Genomic DNA, 26,976 nt, shown 5'->3' with positions numbered 1-26,976 from the left:
TTAAGAAACATCCTAATCGTCCTTTCGCCGATCGCGAGATCTGTTATGGCAGCTAAACTCGATTGATACCCCAATCCGCGGGGCAGCATTTCCTTTCCGCACGCAAGAAGGAGAAGATCATGAAAGCAGTAATTTACAACGGTCCTTATGATGTAAAAGTAAAAGACGTACCGGATGCGAAAATTGTCCGCCCCACGGATGTACTCGTCCGCATCACCACCACCAACATTTGTGGGTCGGACTTGCACATGTATGAGGGCCGGACCAGCTTTGAACAGGGACGGATTCTGGGTCACGAAAACCTGGGTGAAGTGGTCGAAATTGGCTCAGGCGTTGAACGTATTAAGGTGGGCGACTATGTTTGTCTGCCGTTTAACGTGGGATGTGGTTTTTGCGAAAACTGTGAAAAAGGTCTGACCGGCTTTTGTCTCACTACCAATCCGGGTACGGCAGGCGCAGCTTATGGTTTTGCTGAAATGGGTCCCTGGGAGGGAGGTCAGGCGGAACTTCTTCGGGTGCCATTTGCCGACTTTAACTGCCTTGTTCTTCCCCCTGATGCGGCAGAAAAAGAAGATGATTATGTGATGCTCTCTGACATTTTTCCTACCGGCTGGCATGCAACAGAACTTGCCGGATTGAAGCCTGGTGAAAGCGTGGCCATTTATGGCGCGGGGCCGGTCGGTTTGATGGCAGCTCATTCGGCGATCATTAAAGGTGCTTCACAGGTGTTTGTGGTTGATACGCACACAGACCGGTTGGCTCTGGCTGAAAAAATGGGGGCGACGGGCATCAATGCTACTGGCGATGAAGCTGTACAAAAAATTCTCGACCTGACGGATGGACGCGGTACGGATTGTGGCTGCGAATGTGTTGGCTATCAGTGCTGTAACAAACATGGCCATGAAGATAACTCTGTTACCATGAACAGTCTTGTTGCGTCGACGAAAGCAACCGGGGGAATTGGTGTGGTTGGCGTCTTTATTCCTCAGGATCCGGGGGCTGAATCGGAGCTTGCCAGAGAGGGTAAGATGCCATTTGATTTTGGGAGTTTCTGGTTTAAAGGACAGGCAATCCGTACCGGCCAGGCGAACGTTAAGGCCTATAACCGTCAGCTGTCTCGCCTCATCCATCACGATAAAGCCAGTCCGGGCAAAATAATTTCTCATCGTCTTTCGCTTGAAGAGGCTCCTGCCGGATATAAGCACTTCGATGAGCGGGATGAAGGATGGACGAAGGTTATCCTTAAGCCTTAAATAGAGTTATCCGGTATGAGAAAGCAAAAACCGGGAAAGAATGTATGACTTTTGACAGGGTGCAATAAAATATCCTGTCAGGGCGTTATTATTCATACTTTCAGCTGCCAGGCGCTTCCATATCCAGACTTGTTCCCTGATTTTGCCGACGAGATAGCAAAATTAATACATTCAGGAGGAGGCATCTGCGGTTGATCTGTTCCGTATTTATTAACGCCCTGTGCTGTAAGTATTGTCTGCCTCTACCACATAGCAGACATGTGCGCAGGAACGGTCCGCTATGAGCGAAAAGCGGACTTCCGGTCCTTGCGCAAACTCCCGTTCCGAGAAGTTGCAGTTCACAAATCACCTGTTAAAGAAGGTATGGTAGCCCACAGCATTAATTTTGCTTCCATCTTCAGTCAGACTGGCCGGTACCGGCTTCCGATAAGTTTCGTCGGCTGAGGCCCGCTAAAGTAGAGAGGTCAAAAAATAACCTTGACGTACAATAATTTTCGATATCCAAACTGACCCCTAATTAGGTGGACACCTGATGACTGACTTAAAATTTCTATCACGCCAGCGTTACACATCCGCAGTCGCATCTTGCGGGGTTCAGCGGGGTGTTGCAGGCGGACGTGCACGTGCGGACGCCCTCTGACACCACGACCGAAGCGCTGTGCCGTATCGGCGAGCTGTATGGCATCGAGGCGGGCATCCGGGGCAAAAGCGCGGCGGAACGGCTGGCCATTCGGCAGGAAAAAGCGGTACCGCTGCTGACCGCGCTGGAGGGCTGGCTGCGTGAAAAGCAGAAAACGCTGTCACGGCACTCGGAGCTGTCGAAGGCGTTCGCGTACGCGCTGAACCAGTGGGATGCGCTGAAATTATACCTGCGGGAGATTACTGATACAGAACACGCCGGGAATGTGCCGCCATTGACGCAATGACGACACAGCCCTTTTTAACCGTTCCGTGAGAGTTCCCTGGCAATATACTGTGCGGTACGGCTTTCTTTGACCTGCGATACCTGTTCGGGAGTTCCTGCGGCAACCAGGCGTCCTCCCTCATGTCCCGCTCCAGGACCGATGTCGATAACCTGGTCTGCCTGAGTAACCGCCCGCATATCGTGTTCAATCATTATCACCGTATTTTCTGCATCAACAAGCCGCTGCAGCTGCACAAGGAGGCGGTCGGCGTCTGAAGCATGCAGGCCGGTTGTCGGTTCATCTAGGATATACAACGTGTGGCCACGTTGGCTACGTTGTAGTTCGGTTGCCAGCTTGATCCTTTGCGCCTCCCCTCCGGATAACTCGGTTGCTGGTTGTCCCAGACGCAGGTAGCCCAGACCAATTTCACTCAGCAGACGGAGGGGACGAGCCACTGGTTCTTCAGTCGCAAAGAACTGACTGGCTTCATCCACCGTCATATGCAGGACCTCCGCGATATTTTTGTCCTGCCAGCAGATCCTGAGAGTATCCCGGTTATACCGCGCGCCATGGCAGGTCGGGCACGGTGCATACACGCTCGGCATAAACAACAGCTCCACGCTGACGAATCCTTCACCTTCACAGGTTGCACAGCGGCCTTTTGCCACATTGAAAGAGAATTGACCCGCATCGTAATGATGGAGTTTGGCGTCAGTCGTTCCGGCAAAGAGCTTACGAACAGGATCAAACAACCCGGTATATGTCGCCAGGTTTGAACGGGGGGTCCTGCCTATCGGTTTCTGGTCAACCTGAACCAGACGCTTTACCAGTCCGGTATCACCGGTCAGGGTACCGTACGTTTTCTCCGTTACGGATGGCCCCTCAGCGTCGCTGGCTTCGGAAAGCACGTCTTCTGGCTCACCGCCAAGTGAAGAAAGCACCAGTTCCGGTAAGGCCTGGGCAATCAGACTGGATTTACCGGAGCCAGAGACTCCCGTCACGGCTGTCAGCACACCCAGAGGAATATCAACATCGATCCACTTAAGATTGTGGCGATGGATCCCCTGCAGTTTCAGCCACCCGGATGGGATACGGGCAAAAGATTGTGGTGGCCGGACTTCATCAAATAAATAACGCGCGGTACGAGATTGGGTGACGGCTTTCAGATCTTCAGGAATACCACTGTAGAGAACATGTCCTCCCTGTTCACCAGCCGACGGTCCCACATCAACAAGCCATTGCGCCCGTCGCATCAGGTTAAGATCATGTTCAACGACAAACACCGAGTTGCCGGCATCACGAAGGTTCTCAAGCGCATCGTAAAGCGCTTTACTGTCTGAGGGGTGCAGACCCGCAGACGGTTCATCAAGAACATAGACCACACCAAACAGCATCGAACTGAGTTGCGTGGCAAGACGCAGTCGCTGAAGCTCTCCTGCAGATAGAGTTGGGGTTGCTCTGTCCAGCGTAAGATAACCCAGCCCCAGCTTCTGCAACTGATACAACCGGGCCATGACACCACCGGTCAGCCGTTGTGCCGCCAGTCGTTTCTCTTCCGATAACGCCGATGTCCGGCAGACATCGGCGTTATCGGAATGGACCGCTTTTCCGGATGCAGCACGCTCTGTCAGATCCCGACGGGTGATATCCCTGTCGGCATCTGCGCCGGCGTGGTGGGCACTGAAATCCCCCCGGGAGATTGGAAGGAGCAATTCCGCCAGCTGGTCTAAGGGCATCTGCATAAATTCACCAATGTCCACACCGGCAAAGGTGACGGACAATGATTCTGACTTCAGTCTTTTCCCGTGACAGACCGGACACAGCTTGCCTTCCATAAAACGGGAGACTCGTTTTCTCATCAACGCGCTTTGCGTGCTGGCGAAGGTATGTAGCACATAACGACGTGCCCCGGTGAAGGTCCCCATATAACCCGGCGTCATTTTTTTCCTGACGGCTTCGCGCGTATCTTCCGGACTCAGTCCCGGGAAAACCGGTACAGTGGGGGTGTCTTCGGTAAAAAGGATCCACTGACGGTCTTCCGCTGGCAGATTTTTCCAGGGAGTGTCGATGTCATACCCCAGCGTCACCAGAATATCCCGCAGATTCTGTCCGTGCCAGGCCGGGGGCCAGGAAGCAATAGCCTTTTCACGGATACTAAGTGAGGGATCGGGCACCATCAGTGTTTCAGTTACCTCATAGATATGGCCCAGACCATGGCAAGAAGGGCATGCCCCCTGCGGCGTGTTGGGAGAAAAATCCTCGGCATACAGCATCGGTTGTCCGGCAGGATAAGCGCCCGCCCGTGAGTACATCATTCGCACCAGACTGGATAAGGTGGTCACGCTGCCGACAGAGGAGCGCGCGTTACTGGCACCGCGTTGTTGCTGAAGCGCAACGGCTGGCGGCAGTCCGTCAATGGCATCCACATCCGGAACCCCGACCTGATCAATGAGGCGACGAGCGTAGGGGGCAACCGATTCAAAGTAGCGCCGTTGCGCCTCAGCATAAATGGTGCCAAAGGCCAGTGAAGACTTACCCGAGCCTGACACACCCGAAAAAACAACCAATGCGTTGCGCGGAATGGAAACATCCACCTCTTTAAGGTTGTTCTCGCGAGCACCGCGAATCACAACTGAATTGTTGTCGTCAGTCAGGATGGGATGATAACCGAAAAGTTTCTTTGCCATAGAATTTCCTGTGCTAGGTGTGTCCGCTCTTAATAAGGCCACCTCTTGTGACGGTATCTGGTGTGCCGGACCGCTCGATCAGAAAGCCCGTCGAAAAAAGCGTTTGTGTGACTGGAAACAGATTGCTGAAGCTGGGCCCGGTGGTACCATGTGGGACACCGCTGAAGTTTCAGCGGTACCCTGCGGATCCGCCTTCTGTATGAGAACTGGCTGGCGGCGTACCCGGGACCGGAGATTTGGCTCCCGTGATAATGCGGGCTCCCCGGTACGCGACGCTGTGGTTCCAGACCCAGCTGATGGCGACACTCAGGCGGTTTCGGGTACCAATTAAAAAATACAGATGAATAATGCACGTGATTTCATATGTCATTTCCTTTCATTACAGTTTTAGACCCCATCAGACATCTGCCTGGCAGAGTTAACGGAGATAGGAGCGGACTATCGAAATGGTGTCGTCGATTGACCTCTTCTGCGACTCATTTCGTTTGCCCGTATCGGGGAATTCCTCCCGAAGATAGCTTTCCAGAACAACCGCCATCAGGTCGTTAACGGCTCCCTGGACTGACCCCGCCCCGGTAGACGATCCTGCCCTATAGTTTGAGTATAGGAGGAGCGTATGGGCACACCACGATTTACACCTGAATTTAAGGAAGAAGCCGTCCGTCAGATAACGGAACGCGGTTATTCCGTCGCCTAAGTATCTGAGCGTCTGGGCGTCTCTGCACACCGCCTCTACAAGTGGCTACGGGCTATCAAACCTGATAACAGCGAGCAGCATGCCCGGGATTTACTGGAAGCTAAAAGCGAGATCCTGAAACTCCGGGCGCAGCTAAAACGCACCGAAGAAGAACGGGATATCCTGAAAAAGGCCGCGCGGTACTTTGCAAAGGAGCCCGACTGAAGTACCGCTTTATCAATGAGCACCGAACTGTATGGGGTGTGATGACGATGTGTCGGGTACTGAATGTCGCCCGGGCCGGGTTCTATGCGTGGCTGCATAACCCTGTCTCGGCGCGTGATAAAGATAACCAGCGCCTGCTGATGCTTATCCGCGACTCATATTCCCTGAGCGGAGGCGTATACGGTTACCGGCGGGTTCATGGCGATCTGAACGAAATCGGGGAAACCTGTGGTAGAAACCGGGTGGGTCGGATCATGCAACTGGACCGGATTAAAGCTGTGCGCGGCTATAAAGCGCCACGTCGTATCGCTGGCAGGCCTTCAGTCGTTGCTCCTAATCTCGTGCAGCGGCAGTTCACCGTTGTCCGGGCCACCCAGGTCTGGGTCACCGATATTACTTATATCCGCACCTGGCAGGGCTGGCTGTATCTGGCGGTGGTTATCGATCTCTTCGCCCGTAATGTGGTCGGCTGGTCGATGAAACCCACTCTCTCACGCGAACTGGCGCTCGACGCGCTGATGATGGCGGTCTGGCGCCGAAAACCAGACAGCGAGGTTATCGTACATAGCGATCAGGGCAGCCAGTACGGCAGTGACGACTGGCAGCGCTTCTACCGGGCCAATAACCTGGCGCCGAGCATGAGCCGGCGTGGCAACTGCTGGGATAATGCGGTGGCCGAATCGTTCTTCAGTTCGCTGAAAAAAGAACGGATCAGAAAACGCATATATAAAACCAGGGATCTGGCCCGGGCGGATCTTCGATTACATTGAAGTCTTCTATAACCGGTCCCGGCGCCACAGCCACCTCGGCGACGTCAGTCCGGAGGCCTTCGAACAGGCCTCGTCGTGAGGACAGGATTTGTCTACAGGCGTGGGGTCAGTCCAAACTATAGGGCAGGATCGTCTACCGGGGCGGGGTCAGTCCATCAACGGCTCGGAAGTGTCTAGATTATCCGTGGCGATTCAGTTACAGTACATCTCAGGTCTGCAGGGTTCAGGCCCTGTTCAGGCCTGAAAATTAAGCACATTTTCTGAGGCTGGAAATCAACTCATGCTGACAGCCTGAGCCTGTTGGCATGGTAAGCAATGTGCTCACCAATAAAGCTGGAAATGAAATAATAGCTGTGGTCGTATCCAGTATGATATCGGAACGACGCATTGAGGTTCATCTCATTGCATACTCTCTCAAGGATTTTGGTGCGCAGTTGCTCTTCATAAAAGGCGTCACTCAGCCCCTGATCAATGAAGATTTCTGGTAATTTTTCACCCTGTAAAATGAGGCTGACTGGATCGTAGGCTTCCCACGTTTTTCTGTTTTCACCCAGGTAAGCGCTAAATGCCTGTTGCCCCCATGGCACCTGAGAAGGCGATACTATCGGGGAAAATGCTGATACGCTCACATATTCACCAGGATTTCGCAGAGCCAGCACCAGAGCACCCAGCCCTCCCATAGAATGACCGGATATAGATTTTCTTGCCGTTGCAGGAAAATGATTCATGACGACATCCGGAAGCTCTCTGAGAATATAGTCATACATCCTGTAATGAACATTCCACGGCTGTTCCGTCGCGTTCAGATAAAAACCGGCCCCCTGGCCAAGATCGTAACTGTCGGCATCCGGGACATTATTACCCCGGGGACTGGTATCCGGGACAACAACGATGACGTTATGCCGGGCTGCATAATGCTGCATACCTGATTTGGTGATGAAATTCTGCTCAGTACAGGTCAGGCCCGACAACCAGTATAGTACCGGCAGTTTTTCTGTTACTGCTTTGGGAGGAAGATACACACCGAAATTCATTTCACAATTAAGGGATTGTGAATAATGCCGGTACACGTTTTGCCAGCCGCCAGAGCTGGCATGCTGCTCAATGAGTTCCATCAGCCGTTATCTCATGGTTATTTCCCCTGACCGAAGCCAGGGGAAGTATCTTTAAATCCGGACGTCAGATAAACGTATACGCCGTGATTTTGTTACCCGCCGGATCCCGCAGGTAGGCAGCATAGGCCCCGGGAAGGTGACCACGCGGGCCAGGTTGACCTTCATCAGCTCCACCGGCGGCAAGGCCGGCAGCATGGAAAGCATCAACCTCTTCCGGGGTGGCAGCAGCGAAGCCGACAGTCACCCCGTTAGCGGAAGGTGCTTCACCGTTGCCCGGACGGGCAATGATAAATGCCGGCTTTTCGCGGCCATAGAGTACCCAGCCGTTGCCAAACGGGCCGAGGTTATTGATACCAAGCGTGCCCAGGACGACATCGTAAAATGCGGAGGATTTCTCGACATCGGCTGCGCCAATGAACACATGAGAAAAGATGCCGTCACCAGAAATTACCGGAGTTGTCATTTTCCACTTCCTTCAGTTTGAGTTGATTAAAATTCTGATGGGATCAGTAATGAATCACTGTCCGGATAGATTTGCCTTCATGCATAAGCTCGAAGGCGTCATTGATTTCATCCAGTGTCATCGTATGGGTTACAAATGGCTCAAGGTCAATATCCCCCTTCATGGCATCCTCGACCATACCGGGGAGCTGAGTGCGGCCTTTTACTCCGCCAAACGCGGAACCTTTCCATACGCGCCCGGTGACCAGCTGGAAAGGACGGGTGGAAATCTCCTGTCCGGCCCCTGCGACACCAATGACAACGGACTGCCCCCACCCACGGTGAGCACTTTCCAGCGCTGCACGCATGACGTTAACGTTACCGATACATTCAAAGGTATGGTCAATACCCCACTTGTTGATATCCAGCAGAACATCTTTAATCGGTTTGTCATAATCATTCGGGTTAATGCAGTCAGTGGCCCCGAACTGACGGGCCAGGTCAAATTTTGTCGGATTAGTATCGATAGCGATAATACGTCCCGCTTTTGCCTGACGGGCCCCCTGTACCGCAGCCAGACCAATTGCCCCCAGACCAAAAATGGCAACTGAATCGCCCGGCTGCACTTTAGCCGTGTTATGGACGGCGCCAATACCGGTAGTCACGCCACAACCCAACAGGCAGACGTGTTCATGGTTCGCCTCCGGGTTAATTTTTGCCAGAGAAACCTCGGCCACAACGGTGTATTCACTGAATGTGGAACATCCCATGTAGTGGTAAAGAGGCTGACCGTTGTATGAAAAGCGAGTGGTCCCGTCAGGCATCAGTCCTTTGCCCTGAGTCTCGCGAACCGATACACAGAGGTTCGTTTTACCGGACTGGCAGAATTCACACTCCCCGCATTCAGCGGTGTAGAGCGGAATAACATGGTCACCCGGCTTCACACTGGTGACGCCTTCACCAACTTCAACGACGATACCGGCTCCCTCGTGGCCGAGAACCACCGGGAAAACGCCCTCAGGGTCATTCCCTGAGAGGGTAAAGGCATCGGTATGGCAGACACCTGTGTGGGTGTTTTTAATCAGCACCTCGCCTTTTTTAGGCGGAGCAACATCAATTTCAACAATCTCCAGGGGCTTCCCTGGTGCAAATGCAACAGCGGCACGTGATTTCATACGTAATATATCCTCAATGTAATAATGGCCTCACCTATTTAAGATAGGCACGAACCAGCTCAATCGTATCGTCAACTGATTTACTGACTTCATGACTGTAGCTGTCATTCTGGTCAAAGGTTTCCCGTATGTGGCTCTCCAGCACCTCTGCCATCAGTCCGTTAGCGGCGCCCCGGACGGCGGCGATTTGCTGGAGAACGGAACGGCATTCAGCGCCACTTTCAAGTGCTCTTTCCAGAGCATCAATCTGACCCCGGATACGGCGAACCCGGGTTAGGACCTTTTTTTTCTCTTCAGGAGTACTGGGCATTGCTTACCTCACTGCTCTGTATTTCTTATACTATAGGGGAGTATTACATTAAGATCAACACATACCCCACTATAGTATAATAAATATATCAGAGCACCGGTAATGACTCCAACTTACTGATAGTGTTTTATGTTCAGATAATGCCCGATGACTTTGTCATGCAGCTCCACCGATTTTGAGAACGACAGTGACTTCCTGCCCAGCCTTGCCAGATGCTGCCTCAGATTCAGGTTATGCCGCTCAATGCGCTGCGTATATCGCTTGCTGATAACGTGCAGTTCTCCCTTCAGGCGTGATTCATAAAGCGGCCAGCCATCCGTCATCCATACCACGACCTCAAAGGCCGACAGCAGGCCCAGAAGACGCTCCAGCGTGACCAACGTGCGTTCACCGAATACGTGCGCCACAACCGTCCTCCGTATCCTGTCATACGCGTAAAACAACCAGCGCTGGCGTGATTTAGCGCCGACGTAACCCCACTGTTCGTCCATTTCCGCGCAAACAATGACGTCACTGCCCGGTTGTATGCGTGAGTTTACCGACTGCGGCCTGAGTTTTTTAAGTGTCGTAAAATCGTGTTGAGGCCAACGCCCATAATGCGTGCACTGGCGCGACATCCGACGCCATTCATGGCCATATCAATAATTTTCTGGTGTGTACCGGGCTGAGAGACGGTGTAAGTGAACTGTAGCTGCCATGTTTTACGGCAGTGAGAGCAGAGATAGCGCTGATGTCCGGCAGTACTTTTACCGTTACGCACCACGCCTTCAGTAGCTGAACAGGAGGGACAGCTGATAGAAACAGAAGCCACTGGAGCACCTCAAAAACACCATCATACACTAAATCAGTAAGTTGGCACCATTACCCGAATTACCAGCGTCTGCTCTTGGCACGGAGCGGACCTATTTACTGAGCCGAAGGTCCGCTCAGACTAACTCATTAAAGCCTGGTTGTTTTATCGCATCATCAGCCGTGTTCTGAAGCATTAGCTATGTATCTTCAGGGATGCTGATTTTCCCTCTGCACCAGATAAACCAGAATACAGTTTGATGTCGGTCAAAAAAGACAGCTTTAAGTGCATGAAATGAATAATGTTTCTTGAATGCTGGCAAAGCACTGGGATAGTAGTGTTGATTATTAGACGATCGGTCAATATTATTTATTGACGACTTAATGACTGAACGGTAAACGCCCGGACAAACGAGGTGAACGTGTTTAAATCTTTATTAATCAACAAAACAGATGGACGCTATAGTGCGCAACTTGCTGAAATCGCTGAAAGTGAACTACCGCAGGGGGATGTGGAGGTCAATGTTGACTATTCATCCATCAACTACAAAGACGCACTGGCCATTACGGGCCGGGGCCCAATCGTCCGACGCTTTCCCATGGTGCCCGGCATTGATTTTACCGGTACAGTGTCCGCCAGTTCACATCCCGAATATCAGGCCGGAGATAAGGTTCTCCTGACCGGCTGGGGTGTTGGGGAAAAACACTGGGGCGGACTATCCGAAAAAGCACGGGTAAATGGAGACTGGCTGACGCCGCTCCCGGCTGGCGCTAACGGCAAACACGTAATGGCAATCGGAACAGCTGGGTTTACCGCGATGCTGTGCGTAGACGCACTTCTGAATCATGGTATTAAGCCTGAAGATGGTCCGGTACTTGTTACCGGTGCCAGCGGCGGCGTCGGGAGCATTGCGGCCATGATCCTTGCATCAATGGGGTACCGCGTTACGGCGTCTACTGGACGCCCGGAAGAGGCTGCCTGGCTCTATAAAACGGTCGGTGTGGACGAGATTATTAACCGTTCCGAGCTCTCCTGTCCCGGAAAACCGTTACAGAAAGAACGCTGGGCTGCCGCCATTGATACAGTCGGTAGCCATACGCTCTGCAATGTATGCGCCGGGGTGCGTTATGGCAGTATTGTTGCAGCCTGCGGCATGGCACAGGGGATGGAACTAATGGGGAATGTGGCTCCGTTTATCCTGCGTGGCGTCACGCTGAAAGGGATTGACAGTGTCATGTTCGCGAAGGAAAAAAGAGCGGCGATCTGGCAGCAGGCGGTACAGTATTTACCGGAGTCCAGACTGGATAGCCTGACCACCGTTTATCCGCTGAGTGATGCCATCAATGTGGCCGAAAAACTTCTGAGTGGCGGAATTCGTGGCCGGGCAGTAATTCAGTGTAGCTAATGAAGTGGAAGCCAGGCTCAGCCTGGGTTTGATAATTATTATCAGGGGCTGCGGCCCCTTTTTTACTTTTCAACAGCCGTGTCCTTAGAGGGCTGATAGCGTACTGACTTTTTGAAATAGCTCCAGAAGTCGTACACAGGCTGGGTTGAGCAATAAAGTTTGGCACGCATTACGGCACCCTCCCAACTGCTCCAGAAAATGGCCGCCAGTTGCGTATTATTCATATCGGAACGGATTTCGCCCGAAGATAACGCGTCGGACAGACAGCACGCCACAAGCGCCTGCCAGCGCTCAAGTATTTCGTGGAGCTGTTTGATAAAGGACAGTGGAAGACCCGGACTCTCCTGCATCATATTGCCAACCAGACAGCCCCGGGTGAAATTGTACTTTTTAATGCCGTCGCAGGCATCGTCGATGAAATTTTCCAGACGCATCATTGGTGTGAAGGATGATTCATACAGATGTTTTTGGAGTTTATGCACAAAGAAACTGTCATAGGCGCTCAGAACAGTCTGGGCATACTCTTCTTTGCTCTTGAAATAGTAATAAAATGAGCCTTTAGGAACACTGGCATTTTTGACAATGGCATCGACTCCCGTTGAAAGAAAACCATTCTGCGTGAGCAGTTCAAGCCCGCTTCGGATCAGGTCATTACGGGTATCTGTATAGGTACTCTCTGTTTTTCGTGGCCTGCCTCGCCCACGAATTTCGCCAGTCATGACTTTGCTCCTGCATTTTATTAACGGAAAAGAATAAGTGATTTTGCGCGGAGGCTTCAATCAGTTTATCCCCGGCGGTGACGAGGTGGCCACCTATGCCGACTGGACAGGGGACTGACTATTGCCATAACGCCATCGCAGGTTGCTTCAGTAAACCTGCTAATCCCGTACAATGGCGAATTCGCTATATCCGCTTCTCGCACTTAGCTGCCATAAATCGGCCAGGCAATCACAGGTCATTTCTGTCTCGCAAAGAAGGTGCCGTTTCTGCTTTGCGTTGACACCCCTAAATATTAGAATTAAAAGGAGAGAGTTACTGGAAAAAGGCAGCGGAGGCAGTGACAATCGTGGCTTGAAGCCACTACTCGATGGATGCGGACATGTAGTTGGCGTCATTCGACAAAACTAGCAAACTTCTAATAGTCACCATTTCTCCCGTCTGGCGGGAGTGCTGTCAAATGCCCCCCTCATCTCTGTGTGGGAAATGAAGGGTGAAGGGGAAATAGATGACAGCGTTATTTCTACGCCCAGAATACTGAATACCTTGTACAGACGATCAATACTGGCGCTAGCAGGGTTTGCTTCCAGGCGGGCATAGGTTTGCTGCGTTACGCCAAGCCTCTCAGACACATCTTTTTGCGTGAAGCCCTTGATTTTGCGAAACCCGATTAGCACAGGTCTGAGCTGGTTCAGCGTTTTTATCGGGAACTGATTATTCATAAGTGACCTGCCTCGCAGACTGAGTAGGGAGTACCGCCCTGTAATACAGCAGGTAAGGTGTATTTTGTGTTATACAGACTATAGGCTGTAAAACCTTTATTGAAAAGATGCTGATGTTCCAGGGGCATGCCGAGCATGGACGATTTTCTGCGGGGCGGTATTTCGCTACGGGGGAGATTGCGTTCGGGCAATGTACCGGTGTAAAAAACGTCAATTTTTCAAAACCGCTGTTATCGGGATAAGCTGAAAACTCCGAAGGCAGACACAGCCACGAATAATGTCAGACTTAAACTCTGTAGCTGTCTTCTTTTGCCTGTAAATAACGTCTAGTTTGACTCTGATGAAGGCTGTACCAGGCAGAGAACATGTCACTCTCGGGGCCGGATGATAAAATGTGTTCAACTGGCTGGGCAGGGTAATAGCGAAGAACGTTCTCTGAAATTCGATTCAGCTCAGCGTAACGTGCGCTGTAGGTATGTATAATCCATTGCATCAATTTTGCATCCGTATTATTCGCAGATTACACACAAGAAGCTTAACAATGGCTGAAAGAGTGAGCAGGGATATGTAACAAAAACAAGGGCTTCAAGATGAACTGGATAAAACCGGAGCAGAGCAAGCCCTGTTCCGGTTTGTCAGGCTTTGGAATTTCTTCCAGGCCCCTGCAGCTAGTCACAACAAACACATTAATGTTTTCATTGCTTCAATTCAATATTATTGTGTGAAAGGGATTCCATCGAAATCGGCTTATGCATGCTTAAAACTAAACTGCCCCGGCTGCAGTCATTTGGTTGCTGTGGGCTCTGTACTGTGTCTAATAGTGAAAGAATCTTACGTTATAACGAAGGAAATTGCTGAATGACTCTACGATTGCAGACGGAATCACCCGCTGACCAGGATATGTTTAGAGGCAGCAGTCATGAAAAAGTTGCAGAGAATGTGGCTCAGATCATCAGGACACCTGATGTCAATATTATTGGTCTGGAAGGTGAGCTGGGTTCAGGTAAGTCAACAATATTGAAGTTCCTGCAGAAAAAGCTTAAAGATGATTTTACGTTCATTAACTTTGATGCAGAACGTTACCATCATGGCTCAACTAAAAAAGCGCTTATCGATGTCATCCACCACGGGGTCAGCCTACAATGTCCGGGCTCCCGGGATGTGTTGGATAAGTATAAAAATCTGGCTCTGGGTAACATCGTTGAATACGACAAGAGGGTCAGCAGCAGGCTAAGCTGGTTGACCGTCGTTTTTATTTTACTGTCATTGCTTTCCGTGCAGATGCTTCGTTATGTGCTAACAGACCTTAATCAATATTTTACTAACAATGATCTTACCCACGAATAGTGGACACACGACTAAGTGAGTAAACTCTTAACCAGAGGTGACTCATGACAAAACCAGCATCAACCAGTAAGAAGCCCCGCAAACAGTACACGCCTGAATTCCGCAACGAAGCCCTGAAGCTTGCGGAACGTATCGGTGTTGCTGCCGCTGCCCGGGAACTCAGCCTGTACGAATCCCAGCTCTACGCATGGCGCAGTAAGATTAACAATGCCCGCAGCTCTTCCGAACGTGAGCAGGAAATGTCCGTTGAAATTGCCCGTCTTAAGCGCCAACTGGCGGAACAGGCAGAGGAGCTGGCCATTCTCCAAAAGGCCGCGACATACTTCGCGAAGCGCCTGAAATGAAGTATGTCTTTATTGAAAAACATCGGGCTGAGTTCAGCGTCAAAGCCATATGCCGGGTACTGCGGGTCGCCCGTAGCGGCTGGTATGCGTGGCGTCTGCGTCGTCAGCAGATAACACCACGTCAGCAGTTCCGGCTCGTCTGTGATACTGCTGTCCGTCAGGCATTCACTGAGGCAAAACAGCGTTATGGTGCGCCTCGTCTCGCTGACGAACTGCCTGAGTACAACGTCAAAACCATTGCCGCCAGCCTGCGGCGTCAGGGGCTTCGCGCAAAAGCGGCCCGGAAGTTCAGCCCGGTCCGATACCGCGAACATGGCCTGCCGGTGTCTGAAAATCTGCTGAAACAGGATTTTTACGCGAGTGGCCCGAATCAGAAGTGGGCGGGTGACATCACGTACTTGCGCACGGACGAAGGCTGGTTGTACCTGGCGGTGGTCATTGACCTGTGGTCCCGTGCTGTCATCGGCTGGTCGATGTCGTCGCGGATGACAGCGCAGCTGGCCTGCGATGCGCTACAGATGGCACTCTGGCGACGTAAGCGCCCGGAAAATGTCATCGTGCATACGGACAGAGGCGGGCAGTACTGTTCGGCAGACTATCTGGCGTTACTGAAGCGGCATAATCTGCACGGTAGCATGAGTGCCAAAGGATGTTGTTACGACAATGCCTGCGCGGAAAGCTTCTTCCACTCGCTGAAGGTGGAATGTATCCACGGGGAACGCCTTATCAGCCGGGAAATCATGCGGATGACGGTGTTTAATTATATCGAGTGTGATTACAATCGGTGGCGCCGACACAGTGCCTGTGGCGGACTCAGTCCCGAACAATTTGAAAACCAGAACCTCGCTTAGGGCCGTGTCCACATTACGTGGGTAGGATCACAAGGAGTCATTATTAGGGTGGCTTTTTTATGTTGAGGTGGCCGCGTTTCTTTCTCCTGCCATTATGGTCGCAGGACTGGCATGCCTGCAGAACATGGAATGGTACAGAAAGAAAGGGTATTCGAGTATTGGTGATTTGTTCAAACGCAACAGTACTGACAGGATTGAAGAGACTTGGCTAGTTAATAAGGAGGTCGGAGCTATTGAGCTGGCTGAAGCTCTGCAGGGATTTACCTCCAAAGAGGTCATTTCCCATGGAGATCGCTTCATCCTTATCATTGATAATCTGGACCGAATCAGTGCAGACAAAGTGAAAGAGCTCTGGAGTGATATGGAGCTTATTGCCGGAGCCACTCATGAACACTTCAGGATAGTGGTGCCCTATTCGGCAAGACAGGTTTCAGCCTCACTTTCTGTGGCGGGTTTCAGCGGGCGTGAGTTTATTGCAAAGCGGATTCCTGTAAGTTTTCAGGTTCCTCCTCTTATTTCGGCAGGATGGCAGGAAGCGTTAAGGCAGTACTGGAAAGAAACAGTAAATGAGGATGCAGGGATAGCGTGCCGGGAAGCAACGGTGTTGCTTGAGCGCTGGAAACCCTCTGAGTATCCTCGTATCACACCGCGATTAATGAAGAAGTTTGTTAATGATATTCATATTCTGAACCTTACCGTTCCTGCAACAGAAGATCATCGCCATATTCTTATTGCTCTCTACTTACTGGTGGTCAGATACGGGGAGCGAGATATTAAAGTATTACTTCGCGATCCCAAAGCTAGTCAGACCGAACCCGGTATTGCTCCGGATGATTTTGACGAGATGCTCTCGCTAACTTATCAACAAATATCCCGAATTTTTAATAACGATACAGAAAGATGGAGCGAATTTCTGATGAGCATCCACTATCAGTCCACGGTGGAGCTTGCCAGGAGCGAGTTGCTTGATACGCCTCTTAAAGACGCGATTGGTGCTATAAATATCCCACGGCTTGAAGAACTGACGGCCTTGTGGGGTTTCGCTGAAGCATGGCAGCGAGTGGCACCACATATTCAGATGCGAGACTGGCTGGTTTCTTATAGCCGGATGGATGAGAAGTGTCAGGCTCTCGCCGAACCGCAACTCAAAGTCGCAGTGCAAATGCTGAATCAGAGTTATGCTGTTTCACTCAGAGAAAAGAATGATGAAGGTTTCGTATTGAGTCTGCAGAAACTGATGGCTGACGGGCGGATAAGCCTAGAGCCTTTCGTCGAAAGGCAAATATCGTTTATTGTGAGTAAACTTGATGAAATTCAGGATTCAGAAAAATTGGAGGCTGAATCCACGCAGACGTTGCTGCAGGAAGCTGATTCATACTCTGTTCTGGCCGGTGAATCACTACTGAATAAAATGGAGAATTTTGTAGATGGCGTATTTTATGTGGAATACCTTGTCAATAATGAAGAGACCTTGTCAAACCTGAAAATTGGCACACTAGATATCGGAAATCACGGTCGGGAGGAGATGTTACGCTATGGAGCTGAGCAACCTCAGATAGACCTTTTTAATCCGGGAATTATCCGGCATATCAATATTGCATCGAAGGCGGTACAGAACGTAATTGGAAAGAATGATGGTACAGGTGGGGCTCAGGTTAGCTCTGCAATAATGACGCTTAAAAATCGTCAGGTTGTTGAGGACGTTATCCATTTCAGAAAAATTGTTCTGAGCCCGGACTGGAATAATAATGTTTTAAATCAATATTATCTTAATAATACGGCGACGAGGAATCTCTTCCCTGCGGAATTTGCTGCACAGGCTGTTGCTCACATGGTGCTCCATGGTAACTATGCCGGTATCGAGTCGTACAGTGAACATATTGGTGAGGAACGGTTTGACCTGGCTTTGGCTGCATATCTTCGTTATCTACGTACTGCCGAGAGTATCTTTATAGCACTTAAGGATAAAAATGTTCTGCCGTACATCAAAAATGCTGTTGGCAGGATTGTTGATTTAGGTCTTCTGGTGAATATACCTGTCCTGAGCTTTGTTAAAGGTCAGTATGACGTCATCAAAGAAGCTACAAATGCAACCTCTCTTTTAATATTTGTGCGAGAGCGTCAAAAAGCACTGTCAGAGAAAATAATTGAGTCTGATGTGAATGCTATGGGTCCAGTATTTCTCCATGACGTATATCAGTCAGGTGAGCAGTTTGATATTTTGAAGAAAAAGCTGAACGCCCTGGCATGTGGAGTATTTAGTTCTTCTGAAAGGCTTATTGAGTGTTTTACGGTTCTTCCTGTGAACATGCGCTTTATCCTTGAACAAATGCAACTTCAGGGGCAGCATATCCGGATGGAAGGTAGTGTGGGTATCTTTGCATCATGGTTCCGTGATGCAGAGCCAGACGTTGTCACAAATGCCGAGAACATTCATTTCCTGTGGTCTTGCCTCGACGATACCCAGAGAGAGACTGTACTTGATGAGTTGCACGATGTCTTACTTGAAAGACATATTCGTATTGACAGCCGTATTGCGATTATTACCCGTTTTCATAATGAGTTGTCGTTTATTGAACCTGAGAAGGCCGTTGAACGCAGGGCTATTGCGGCGCTGTTTAGCGCTTCTGTTGATAATGTATTATTGTCTCAATGGCTTGACCGTCAGACGTTTTCATTTTCATCATGGTCTCCGGAGGACGCCCGTACGGCAACGAGTTGTATAATGAATAACTCGGAGATTTTTCCTCTCATCTGCAGGAATTCACAGTATATTAAAAACAGAATGTTACCAGAGAAAGCGGACGTTACAGAAGATAGTGATACGTTTCCGGACTGAGTTCGTTCTTTAAATCCTATACCTGAAGACCACAGCGGTGGTCTTTGGGAGTTTTTTTATTGCCTGATATACATTAAGCATGTTATATCTTGCTAAGAAATAATCATTCAGGGATTAATCATAACTACTGAAGTTATGTTGTGTTCTTTTCTTTTAAAAATAAATTATTCAGATTTATTTTCTATTGATTTAATGAGGTAGGGAATGACAGAAAGTGCTTTGCTTTTGCGAGAGGCATTTAATGAATCGGTTAACTATATGACATGGTCTTTTTATTCACTGATAACTGCTTACGTTTCGATGGCTTTTTATGATAGAGTTGAGGTTAAGACCCGAATAAATAATTATCTGAATAAGTTACTTTTCGTGATTGCTATGTCCGTTTTTATCCCAAATATGTACTTTGTTTCAATGGTGTTCAGTCAGAAGTTAGGCACCGCAGCTGGCGTTGCGTCATTCATTATTGGGCTACTTTTCATGATGTTAAACTCGGCGCCTGTAATTACTGGTATCGTACAGCAGCGCAAAGATTGAGTTTTATGAGTATAGTCAGTTGGGTTTTCATCTGTTTTATCAGACTTAGAAAAATGAAATCTTTCAATTCATTGATTTTAAACGCAAAAAAATTTCTAAATGATCAGAATTATAGGGTGCTCGCTCTGTTCGATCACCGAACACGAAGGTCGTATTATTCAGAGCCGTTCCGAAGAGTCGATTGTTAACGAGATCGAAGCGATTCGCGACTCGGTCCCGGGCTTTACCGGCGTAATCTCCGATCTGGGTGGCCCAACGGCTAACATGTACATGCTGCGCTGCAAATCGCCGCGCGCTGAGCAGACCTGTCGTCGTCTCTCCTGCGTCTATCCGAGCATTTGCGAGCATATGGACACCAACCACGAGCCGACGATCAATCTTTACCGTCGCGCCCGTGACCTGAAAGGCATCAAGAAGATCCTGATCGCCTCCGGCGTGCGTTACGACATTGCGGTGGAAGATCCGCGCTACATCAAAGAGCTGGCGACGCACCACGTTGGCGGTTATCTGAAGATCGCCCCGGAGCACACCGAAGAGGGCCCGCTGTCCAAAATGATGAAGCCGGGCATGGGCAGCTATGACCGCTTTAAACAGCTGTTTGATACCTTTTCAAAACAGGCGGGGAAAGAGCAGTATCTGATCCCATACTTCATCTCCGCGCACCCCGGCACCCGTGATGAAGACATGGTGAACCTGGCGCTGTGGCTGAAGCAGCGTCGATTCCGTCTGGATCAGGTGCAGAACTTCTACCCGTCGCCGCTCGCTAACTCGACGACCATGTATTACACCGGCAAAAACCCGCTAAGTAAGATTGGCTATAAGAGTGAAGACGTGGTGGTGCCGAAAGGGGATAAACAGCGCCGTCTGCACAAAGCGCTGCTGCGCTATCACGACCCGAAAAACTGGCCGCTGATCCGTCAGGCGCTGGAAGAGATGGGGAAAAAGCACCTGATCGGCTCGCGTCGTGATTGTCTGGTGCCAGCGCCAACGCTGGAAGAGATGCGCGAAGCGCGCCGCCAGAACCGCAATACGCGCCCGGCGCTGACCAAGCACACGCCAATTGTGCATCAGCGTTCGAACGGTGGGGCTTCGGGGACGAAAAAAACGGGAAAACGTAAGATCGGATAACGATGATGCCCTCACCCCGGCCCTCTCCCACAGGGAGAGGGTGGAAAGCATTCCCTCTCCCTGTGGGAGAGGGTTAGGGTGAGGGGAAACTACCCGCCAAACTGATCCGGATCCGGCCCAAGCCGCTTGCCCTGATCCAGCTTCGCAATCTCACCCAGCTCGTCTTTATCCAGGCGGAAATCCCAGACGTCGAAGTTCTCGGCGATACGCGATGGCGTGACCGATTTCGGGATCACCACCAGACCGCTATCCAAATGCCAGCGAATGACGATCTGCGCCGGCGTTTTGCCGTACTTATCCGCCAGCTCGCGGATAATTTTCTGGTCAAACACCCCTTCGCCGCCCTGAGCCAGCGGGCTCCAGGATTCGGTCTGGATCTTGTGCGTGGCGTTCCACGAATGAAGCTGGCGCTGCTGCATCAGCGGGTGTAGCTCAATCTGGTTAATCACCGGCGCGACGCCCGTTTCATCAATCAGGCGTTGCAGGTGATGAACCTGGAAATTACAGACGCCGATGCTTTTTATCAGTCCCTCTTTTTGCAGCTCAATCATCCCTTTCCAGGCATCAACGTAATGGTCGATAGCCGGTACCGGCCAGTGCATGAGATAAAGATCGACGAAATCGAGCTGGAGTTTCTCCAGGCTCTCCTGCAACGCTTCGCGGGGACGCTTTTGATCGTCGTTCCACAGCTTGGTGGTGATGAATAACTCATCGCGGGGAATGCCAGCGCTGGCAAGCGCGGTCCCCACGCCGTCCTCGTTTTTATAGGCGGCGGCGGTATCAATGGACCGATAGCCGACTTCCAGGGCTTTATGAATGGCGGAGACGACCTCGTCGTTACCGGCTTTCCATACACCTAGCCCCAGCTGGGGCATCACGTTGCCGTCCTGTAGCTTGATTACGGTTTGGTTTGCCATTTTTCCTCCTTCAGGTGCTCATCGCCGGAGGGAACCTCCGACGATGTGATGTGCATTAAGTCTGGACGAAATGTCAAAAAACGAAAGTCAGGATCCTAAAAACGCTTAGCGTGCCGCTTCGTAAATACGACGGCTGACGTCCAGGGTGATGTCGCCGTGCTCGCCGATCTGCTTCATACCGTGTGCTTCCAGCTTCGCCAGCAGGGCAGGGATGGAGCTGCCGTCCAGGCCGTAGTCAGAGAGACGCGTTGGCACGCCCAGGCTTTCAAAGAAGTGACGGGTGGCTGCAATTGCGGCATCGATACGCGCATCGTCGGAACCCTCGGTGATGTTCCACACGCGTTCGGCGTACTGGAGCAGTTTGGCGCGTTTAGCGTCACGTTTTTCATTCCACAGCGCAGGCAGAACCGCCGCCAGCGTCTGGGCGTGATCCAGGCCGTGCATCGCCGTCAGCTCGTGGCCGAGCATATGGGTAGCCCAGTCCTGTGGCACGCCTGCACCGATAAGGCCATTCAGTGCCTGTGTTGCAGCCCACATCACGTTAGCACGCACGTCATAGTTTTCAGGTTCTTTCAGCGCTTTCGGACCTTCTTCAATCAGCGTCAGCAGAATGCCTTCCGCGAAACGATCCTGAATTTTGGCGTTCACCGGGTAAGTGACGTACTGCTCAACGGTGTGAACAAAGGCGTCGACCACGCCGTTCGCCACCTGACGCGCAGGCAGGGTATAGGTGTAAACCGGATCGAGGATCGCGAACACGGGCTGAACGTGTTCGTTCATAAAGGCCTGCTTGTCACCGGTGGTTTTACGGGAGATGACCGCGCCTTTGTTGGACTCAGAGCCGGTGGCCGGCAGCGTCAGCACGGAGCCCATCGGGATCGCACTGCTGATGTCGCTGCCGCCCGTTTCCAGAATATGCCACGGGTCGATGCCGTCAGCGTAATGCGCTGCCGCCGCGATGAATTTGGTGCCGTCCAGCACGGAACCGCCGCCCACCGCCAGCAGGAAAGTGATCTGCTCGTCACGGGCGATTTTTACCGCGTTCATCAGCGTTTCATAAGACGGGTTAGGCTCGATACCGCCGAACTCGCGTACGTCCAGCCCTTCCAGAGCGCTGTAAACCTGATCCAGTACGCCGGTTTTTTTCACGCTGCCGCCGCCGTAGGTAATCAGGACGCGGGCGTCCGTCGGGATTTGCGCGCGCAGGTCAGCGATAGCGTCTTTACCAAACAGAATGCGGGTTGGGGTGTGAAGATTAAAGTTGTTCATGGCTTGTTCCCTGTAGTGGGTAAAAAATCGTGGTGGCGCAGAAGGCAACCTGATGCTGCACATTGTGGCGGGCAGGCGCTATCCTCTCAATGCACATTCCTGCCGATGTCTTGCCCATTTCTACAGCACGCTGGAGAAACGGTAAGAAAATGCGCACACTGTCAGCGTCGGAAACCGTACCCGGAGTAATTGAAAATGAACCGTGATGCCATCTGCCGCCAGCTAACGTCGCAGATTAAAAGACTGATAGATAACGGAAATGATTCGGCTGAGCTGTTGCCGGATATCCGATTGCTCTACGGTACCCAGCCCGGAACGCGCACCCCGGTGATGTATCAGCCCGGCATCGTGTTTCTCTTTTCTGGCCATAAGATTGGCTATATCAATGAGCGCGTGTTCCGTTACGACACCAATGAATATCTGCTTCTGACTGTACCTTTACCCTTCGAATGTGAAACTTTCGCGACAGAGGAGGTACCGCTGGCCGGGATCCGCGTCAACGTCGACATTCTCCAGTTGCAGGAGTTGCTGATGGAGATTGGGGAGGACGAACTTTTCCGGCCGTCGATGGCGGCAAGCGGTATCAACTCCGCGACCCTATCGGAGGAAATTCTCTGCGCGATTGAACGCCTGTTAGACGTGATGGAAAGGCCTCTGGACGCGCGTATTCTCGGAAAGCAGATTATCCGCGAAATTCTTTACCATGTGCTGCTGGGACCGGGCGGCGGGGCGCTGCTGGCGCTGGTAAGCCGGCAAACGCACTTCAGCCTCATTAGTCGCGTGCTGAAGCGCATCGAGAGCCAGTACACGGAAAACCTCAGCGTTGATCAGCTGGCGGCGGAAGCCAATATGAGCGTCTCGGCGTTTCACCATAACTTTAAATCCGTCACCAGCACGTCGCCGTTGCAGTACCTCAAAACCTACCGTCTGCATAAGGCGCGGATGCTGATGATCCACGATGGCATGAAGGCCAGCGCCGCGGCGATGCGGGTCGGGTATGAAAGCGCGTCGCAGTTTAGTCGGGAGTTTAAGCGTTACTTCGGCGTCACGCCGGGGGAAGATGCGTCACGTATCAGAACCATGCAGGGAGCGTGAGGGGAAACGGAGGCCGGGTAAGCGGTAGCGCCACCCGGCTTTTATTTATGCGCTGCAATACTTTTTCTTGATCACCACCGCAATGGTACCCACCAGCCCTGCAACCAGCAGGAAAATCGGCAGGATCATCAGGAAGGTCATCACCTGGTCTTCATGGCGCTTAACAAAGGGGATCATATTCAGCGCGTAGCCGAGCGTGGTGACCACGCCCACCCAGAGCAGAGCGCTCAGCCAGTTGAAGAACTGGAAGCGGCGGTTAGAGAGGCCTGAAATACCCGCCATGGTAGGCAACAGGGTGCGAACGAACGCCAGAAAACGCCCGGCAAGCAACGCCAGCAGGCCGTGACGGTCAAACATGCAGGTCGCGCGCTGATGATATTTATGCGGCAGCTGCGCCAGCCAGCCTTTCACCACGCGGGTGTTTCCAAGCCAGCGCCCTTGCAGGTAGCTCAGCCAACAGCCGAGACTGGCCGCAGAGGTAAGGATCACCATTGTCGGTGCGAAGTCCATCACGCCCTTGCCGATTAACGCCCCTGCGAGCAGGAGCAGGCTGTCACCGGGTAAAAATGAGGCTGGCAGTAATCCATTTTCCAGAAATAGCGTCGCGAACATCACGAAATAGACAATCCCGACGACATGTGGGTCCGCCAGCGCGGCAAAATCGTGTTGCCAGAGCGCCGTGATGATATTTTGAATAACAGCCATGGACTTTCCTGTGGAACAGCAGATATAACGCTATTGTACTCCCAATTTTGCCTGTCGGGGTTGATCGCAGGCGCATCTCATACAGACTTTTCTGCTTGCGGTGTTCAGAATAGCGTCCAGGGAGTACATGTCAGCCAGCACTTTACACGATGCGCTCAAATCCTGCCGATAAATCCGCAATTAAATCGTCCACATTTTCCAGCCCGATATGCAGGCGGATTAAGGTCCCCTCGAAGTCCACCTCGCCGCCCGGGCGCAGGGCCGCAATCTGCTCCGGCTGATTGGGCAGGATCAACGATTCAAACCCACCCCATGAATAGGCCATGCTGAAGAGGGTAAAGTTATCCAGATAGCTTGCCAGCTCGGCGTCATTCAGGCGCTTCTTAAGAACAAATGAGAACAACCCGCTGCTGCCCGTAAAGTCACGTTGCCAGTATTCGTGGCCCTTGCTGCCCGGCAGCGCCGGATGGTTAACGCGCTCCACCTGCGGATGCAGCGCCAGCCACTGAGCAATTTGCAGGCTGCTTTCGTGATGCTGACGCAGACGCACGCCGAGCGTACGGATGCCCCGGCTGGTCATGTAGGCGGTATCGGCATCCACCATCTGGCCCATCAGGTAGGCGTTTTCACGCAATTGCTCCCAGCAGCGGGCATTAGATACCGCCGTACCGATCATGCCGTCTGAGTGGCCAATCAGGTATTTGGTCGCCGCCTGAATGGAGATATCGATGTCAAATTCCAGGGCTTTAAACAGCACACCTGCCGCCCAGGTGTTGTCGATCATGATGATCGCTTCCGGCGCTATGCTGCGCACCGCCTTCACGATGGCCGGGACGTCATGCACTTCCATAGTGATGGAGCCGGGAGATTCCAGGAACACAACGCGCGTGTTGGGCTGAATAAGCCCGGCAATACCGGCCCCAATCAGCGGATCGAACCAGCTGGTGGTGACGCCGAGCTTGCTGAGTATTTTGGTGCAGAAGTCCTGGCTTGGCTCGTAGGCGGTATTGGTCATCAGGATGTGGTCACCCTGTTCAACAAACGCCAGAATGGTATTGGCGACCGCCGCCGCACCGCACGGGAACAGCGCGCAGCCCGCGCCGCCCTCCAGTTCACACATGGCTTCCTGCAACGAGAAATGGGTTAACGTGCCACGGCGACCGTAAAACAGCCCGCCCTTCGCGCGATTACGCGTGGCGATTTTTTTATCTTCGACGGTATCAAACACCAGCGAGGAGGCACGCTGGATCACGCTGTTGACCGAGCCCTGGGTGTATTTTTTACTGCGTCCTGCCTGCACCAGCGTGGTCTCAAGCTGCTTTTTAGTCATGTTCGCTAACCCTATTTTTTATACGTCTGGACGTCCAGACTACCACGATTGTCACAATGTGCATCCGGATGCTTATCGAATAAGCAGAAAATATTATCAAATATTCGCATAAGAAATTTTTACTGCGTAAGCGCAAGGAAAGTGAGCGAAAATTACGGCACTATGTAAATACTAATGAGAACTACTATCAATTCGACGACGTTTTGATATTATTACGTTCAGATTGTGTGATTTGCGTCCTGGAGATACAGAGTGGGTAATAATTTGATGCAGACGGATCTCTCCGTTTGGGGCATGTATCAACATGCTGACATCGTCGTTAAGGTTGTGATGATCGGCCTGATTCTGGCGTCCGTGATCACCTGGGCTATCTTCTTCAGCAAGAGCGCCGAACTTCTTTCACAAAAACGCCGCCTCAAGCGTGAGCAGAAGCAGCTGGCGGAAGCCCGCTCTCTGGATCAGGCTTCTGATATCACCTCATCCTTCCATGCGAAAAGCCTGACTACCCTGTTAGTGAACGAAGCGCAGAACGAGCTGGAACTCTCCGCAGGCAGTGAAGATAACGAAGGCATTAAAGAGCGTACCGGTTTCCGTCTGGAGCGTCGCGTTGCGGCCGTGGGTCGTCATATGGGCCGCGGTAACGGCTACCTGGCGACTATCGGCGCTATCTCCCCGTTCGTCGGCCTGTTCGGTACCGTCTGGGGCATCATGAACAGCTTTATCGGTATCGCCCAGACGCAGACCACTAACCTTGCGGTCGTCGCGCCGGGTATCGCAGAAGCGCTGCTGGCAACGGCTATCGGTCTGGTTGCCGCTATCCCTGCGGTAGTTATCTATAACATCTTCGCGCGCATGATTGGCAGTTACAAAGCCACACTGGGTGACGTTGCCGCGCAGGTTCTGCTGCTGCAAAGCCGCGATCTGGACCTGAACGCCAGCGCCGTTAAACCGGTGCATGCGGCGTCCAAACTGCGCGTAGGTTGATTGTATGGCAATGCGTCTTAATGAAAATCTGGACGATAACGGTGAAATGCATGAGATCAACGTGACGCCGTTTATCGACGTCATGCTGGTTCTGCTGATTATCTTTATGGTTGCCGCGCCGCTGGCGACGGTGGACGTGAAGGTGAATCTGCCTGCGTCCTCCAGCCAGCCGCAGCCGCGTCCGGAAAAGCCTGTCTACCTGTCCGTGAAGGCCGATAAGTCCATGTTCCTGGGCAACGATCCGGTGACGGATGCCTCGGTTATTCCGGCGCTGGACCAGCTGACCGGCGGCAAGAAAGACACCACCGTCTTCTTCCGCGCGGATAAAACCGTCGATTATGAAACCATGATGAAGGTAATGGACACGCTGCATCAGGCGGGATACCTGAAGATTGGTCTGGTCGGCGAAGAGAAAGCGGCCGCGAAGTAAAACGAAGGCGAA

21 protein-coding genes and 3 pseudogenes are annotated in these 26,976 nt (G+C 51.8%); 12 read left to right on the top strand and 12 right to left on the bottom strand.

Annotation, left to right across the window (positions count from 1 at the left end):
• Positions 1-119: 119 nt before the first annotated feature.
• A complete protein-coding gene (locus tag L3069_RS19060) occupies positions 120-1,253 on the top strand; it encodes a glutathione-independent formaldehyde dehydrogenase (RefSeq protein WP_022651297.1) in 1,134 nt (377 codons plus the stop codon).
• A gap of 569 nt (positions 1,254-1,822) precedes the next feature.
• Positions 1,823-2,122 (top strand): annotated as a pseudogene (locus L3069_RS19055) (transposase); the annotation flags it as partial.
• Between the two features lie 71 nt (positions 2,123-2,193).
• Here L3069_RS19055 and L3069_RS19050 read toward each other — a convergent pair.
• Complete coding sequence (locus L3069_RS19050) at positions 2,194-4,845, bottom strand: excinuclease ABC subunit UvrA (protein WP_012561117.1); 2,652 nt, start codon at positions 4,843-4,845, stop codon at positions 2,194-2,196.
• Positions 4,846-5,461: 616 nt separating this feature from the next.
• Between L3069_RS19050 and L3069_RS19045 the strand changes: the two are divergent.
• Positions 5,462-6,595, top strand: a pseudogene (locus L3069_RS19045) (IS3 family transposase).
• A gap of 199 nt (positions 6,596-6,794) precedes the next feature.
• Here L3069_RS19045 and fghA read toward each other — a convergent pair.
• The 5 genes from fghA to L3069_RS19020 form a co-directional block, all read right to left on the bottom strand.
• Positions 6,795-7,631: an S-formylglutathione hydrolase gene (gene fghA, locus L3069_RS19040; RefSeq protein ID WP_012561110.1), complete on the bottom strand. Its 837-nt coding sequence runs from the start codon at positions 7,629-7,631 to the stop codon at positions 6,795-6,797.
• A gap of 64 nt (positions 7,632-7,695) precedes the next feature.
• Complete coding sequence (locus tag L3069_RS19035) at positions 7,696-8,094, bottom strand: VOC family protein (RefSeq protein ID WP_012561111.1); 399 nt, start codon at positions 8,092-8,094, stop codon at positions 7,696-7,698.
• 43 nt (positions 8,095-8,137) lie between these two features.
• Positions 8,138-9,247, bottom strand: coding sequence for an S-(hydroxymethyl)glutathione dehydrogenase (gene frmA / locus L3069_RS19030; RefSeq protein WP_017384070.1), 1,110 nt, complete (start codon positions 9,245-9,247; stop codon positions 8,138-8,140).
• A gap of 34 nt (positions 9,248-9,281) precedes the next feature.
• Entirely contained in the window at positions 9,282-9,557 is a 276-nt protein-coding gene (gene frmR / locus L3069_RS19025) for a formaldehyde-responsive transcriptional repressor FrmR (protein WP_017384071.1), read from the bottom strand.
• 113 nt (positions 9,558-9,670) lie between these two features.
• Positions 9,671-10,368, bottom strand: a protein-coding gene (locus tag L3069_RS19020; protein ID WP_223195083.1) for an IS1 family transposase whose coding sequence is annotated in 2 segments (ribosomal slippage) — positions 9,671-10,119 and positions 10,119-10,368 — 699 coding nt in all. Because the reading frame shifts where the segments join, the coding sequence is not laid out codon by codon here.
• Between the two features lie 400 nt (positions 10,369-10,768).
• Here L3069_RS19020 and L3069_RS19015 point away from each other — a divergent pair.
• Complete coding sequence (locus L3069_RS19015; protein ID WP_023280857.1) at positions 10,769-11,752, top strand: MDR family oxidoreductase; 984 nt, start codon at positions 10,769-10,771, stop codon at positions 11,750-11,752.
• Between the two features lie 62 nt (positions 11,753-11,814).
• Here the strand turns inward: L3069_RS19015 and L3069_RS19010 are convergent, their stop codons facing one another.
• Positions 11,815-12,471 (bottom strand): TetR/AcrR family transcriptional regulator, encoded by a 657-nt coding sequence (locus L3069_RS19010; RefSeq protein WP_023280966.1) that lies wholly within the window; start codon positions 12,469-12,471, stop codon positions 11,815-11,817.
• A gap of 423 nt (positions 12,472-12,894) precedes the next feature.
• Complete coding sequence (locus tag L3069_RS19005; protein WP_017384073.1) at positions 12,895-13,191, bottom strand: helix-turn-helix transcriptional regulator; 297 nt, start codon at positions 13,189-13,191, stop codon at positions 12,895-12,897.
• 858 nt (positions 13,192-14,049) lie between these two features.
• Between L3069_RS19005 and L3069_RS19000 the strand changes: the two genes are divergently transcribed.
• From L3069_RS19000 to L3069_RS18980, 5 genes and pseudogenes are all read left to right on the top strand, one after another.
• Positions 14,050-14,538 carry a P-loop NTPase fold protein gene (locus tag L3069_RS19000; RefSeq protein WP_023280967.1) on the top strand — a complete coding sequence of 163 codons (489 nt, stop codon included), beginning with the start codon at positions 14,050-14,052 and terminating at the stop codon, positions 14,536-14,538.
• A gap of 44 nt (positions 14,539-14,582) precedes the next feature.
• Positions 14,583-15,733, top strand: a protein-coding gene (locus tag L3069_RS18995) for an IS3 family transposase (RefSeq protein WP_087855188.1) whose coding sequence is annotated in 2 segments (ribosomal slippage) — positions 14,583-14,841 and positions 14,841-15,733 — 1,152 coding nt in all. Because the reading frame shifts where the segments join, the coding sequence is not laid out codon by codon here.
• Positions 15,734-15,800: 67 nt separating this feature from the next.
• Positions 15,801-18,572: a P-loop NTPase fold protein gene (locus L3069_RS18990; RefSeq protein ID WP_032415320.1), complete on the top strand. Its 2,772-nt coding sequence runs from the start codon at positions 15,801-15,803 to the stop codon at positions 18,570-18,572.
• A 204-nt stretch (positions 18,573-18,776) separates the two neighbouring features.
• Positions 18,777-19,106 carry a hypothetical protein gene (locus L3069_RS18985; RefSeq protein ID WP_000140246.1) on the top strand — a complete coding sequence of 110 codons (330 nt, stop codon included), beginning with the start codon at positions 18,777-18,779 and terminating at the stop codon, positions 19,104-19,106.
• 114 nt (positions 19,107-19,220) lie between these two features.
• Positions 19,221-20,234, top strand: a pseudogene (locus L3069_RS18980) (radical SAM protein); the annotation flags it as partial.
• 89 nt (positions 20,235-20,323) lie between these two features.
• Here the strand turns inward: L3069_RS18980 and dkgA are convergent.
• Both dkgA and yqhD read right to left on the bottom strand, forming a co-directional pair.
• Positions 20,324-21,151, bottom strand: a complete 828-nt coding sequence (gene dkgA / locus L3069_RS18975; RefSeq protein WP_023306942.1) for a 2,5-didehydrogluconate reductase DkgA — start codon at positions 21,149-21,151, stop codon at positions 20,324-20,326.
• 105 nt (positions 21,152-21,256) lie between these two features.
• Positions 21,257-22,420: an alcohol dehydrogenase gene (yqhD, locus tag L3069_RS18970; protein ID WP_038416728.1), complete on the bottom strand. Its 1,164-nt coding sequence runs from the start codon at positions 22,418-22,420 to the stop codon at positions 21,257-21,259.
• A 195-nt stretch (positions 22,421-22,615) separates the two neighbouring features.
• Between yqhD and L3069_RS18965 the strand changes: the two genes are divergently transcribed.
• Entirely contained in the window at positions 22,616-23,515 is a 900-nt protein-coding gene (locus tag L3069_RS18965) for an AraC family transcriptional regulator (protein WP_017382749.1), read from the top strand.
• 45 nt (positions 23,516-23,560) lie between these two features.
• On the opposite strand, the gene yghB is transcribed toward L3069_RS18965, so the two are convergent.
• Together yghB and metC are read right to left on the bottom strand one after the other, a co-directional pair.
• Positions 23,561-24,220: a DedA family general envelope maintenance protein YghB gene (gene yghB, locus L3069_RS18960; protein WP_015571869.1), complete on the bottom strand. Its 660-nt coding sequence runs from the start codon at positions 24,218-24,220 to the stop codon at positions 23,561-23,563.
• Positions 24,221-24,362: 142 nt separating this feature from the next.
• Positions 24,363-25,550: a cystathionine beta-lyase gene (gene metC / locus L3069_RS18955; RefSeq protein ID WP_023306940.1), complete on the bottom strand. Its 1,188-nt coding sequence runs from the start codon at positions 25,548-25,550 to the stop codon at positions 24,363-24,365.
• 252 nt (positions 25,551-25,802) lie between these two features.
• Between metC and exbB the strand changes: the two genes are divergently transcribed.
• Positions 25,803-26,534: a tol-pal system-associated acyl-CoA thioesterase gene (gene exbB / locus L3069_RS18950; protein WP_023298602.1), complete on the top strand. Its 732-nt coding sequence runs from the start codon at positions 25,803-25,805 to the stop codon at positions 26,532-26,534.
• Between the two features lie 4 nt (positions 26,535-26,538).
• Positions 26,539-26,964, top strand: coding sequence for a TonB system transport protein ExbD (exbD, locus tag L3069_RS18945; protein WP_023298601.1), 426 nt, complete (start codon positions 26,539-26,541; stop codon positions 26,962-26,964).
• The last annotated feature ends 12 nt before the right edge of the window (positions 26,965-26,976 follow it).

The sequence above is a fragment of the Enterobacter cloacae complex sp. ECL411 genome, from assembly GCF_021869665.1.
Lineage (GTDB): Bacteria > Pseudomonadota > Gammaproteobacteria > Enterobacterales > Enterobacteriaceae > Enterobacter > Enterobacter intestinihominis.
Note: the sequence above shows the minus strand (reverse complement) of the source record. Positions and strands in the feature narration are given on the sequence as shown.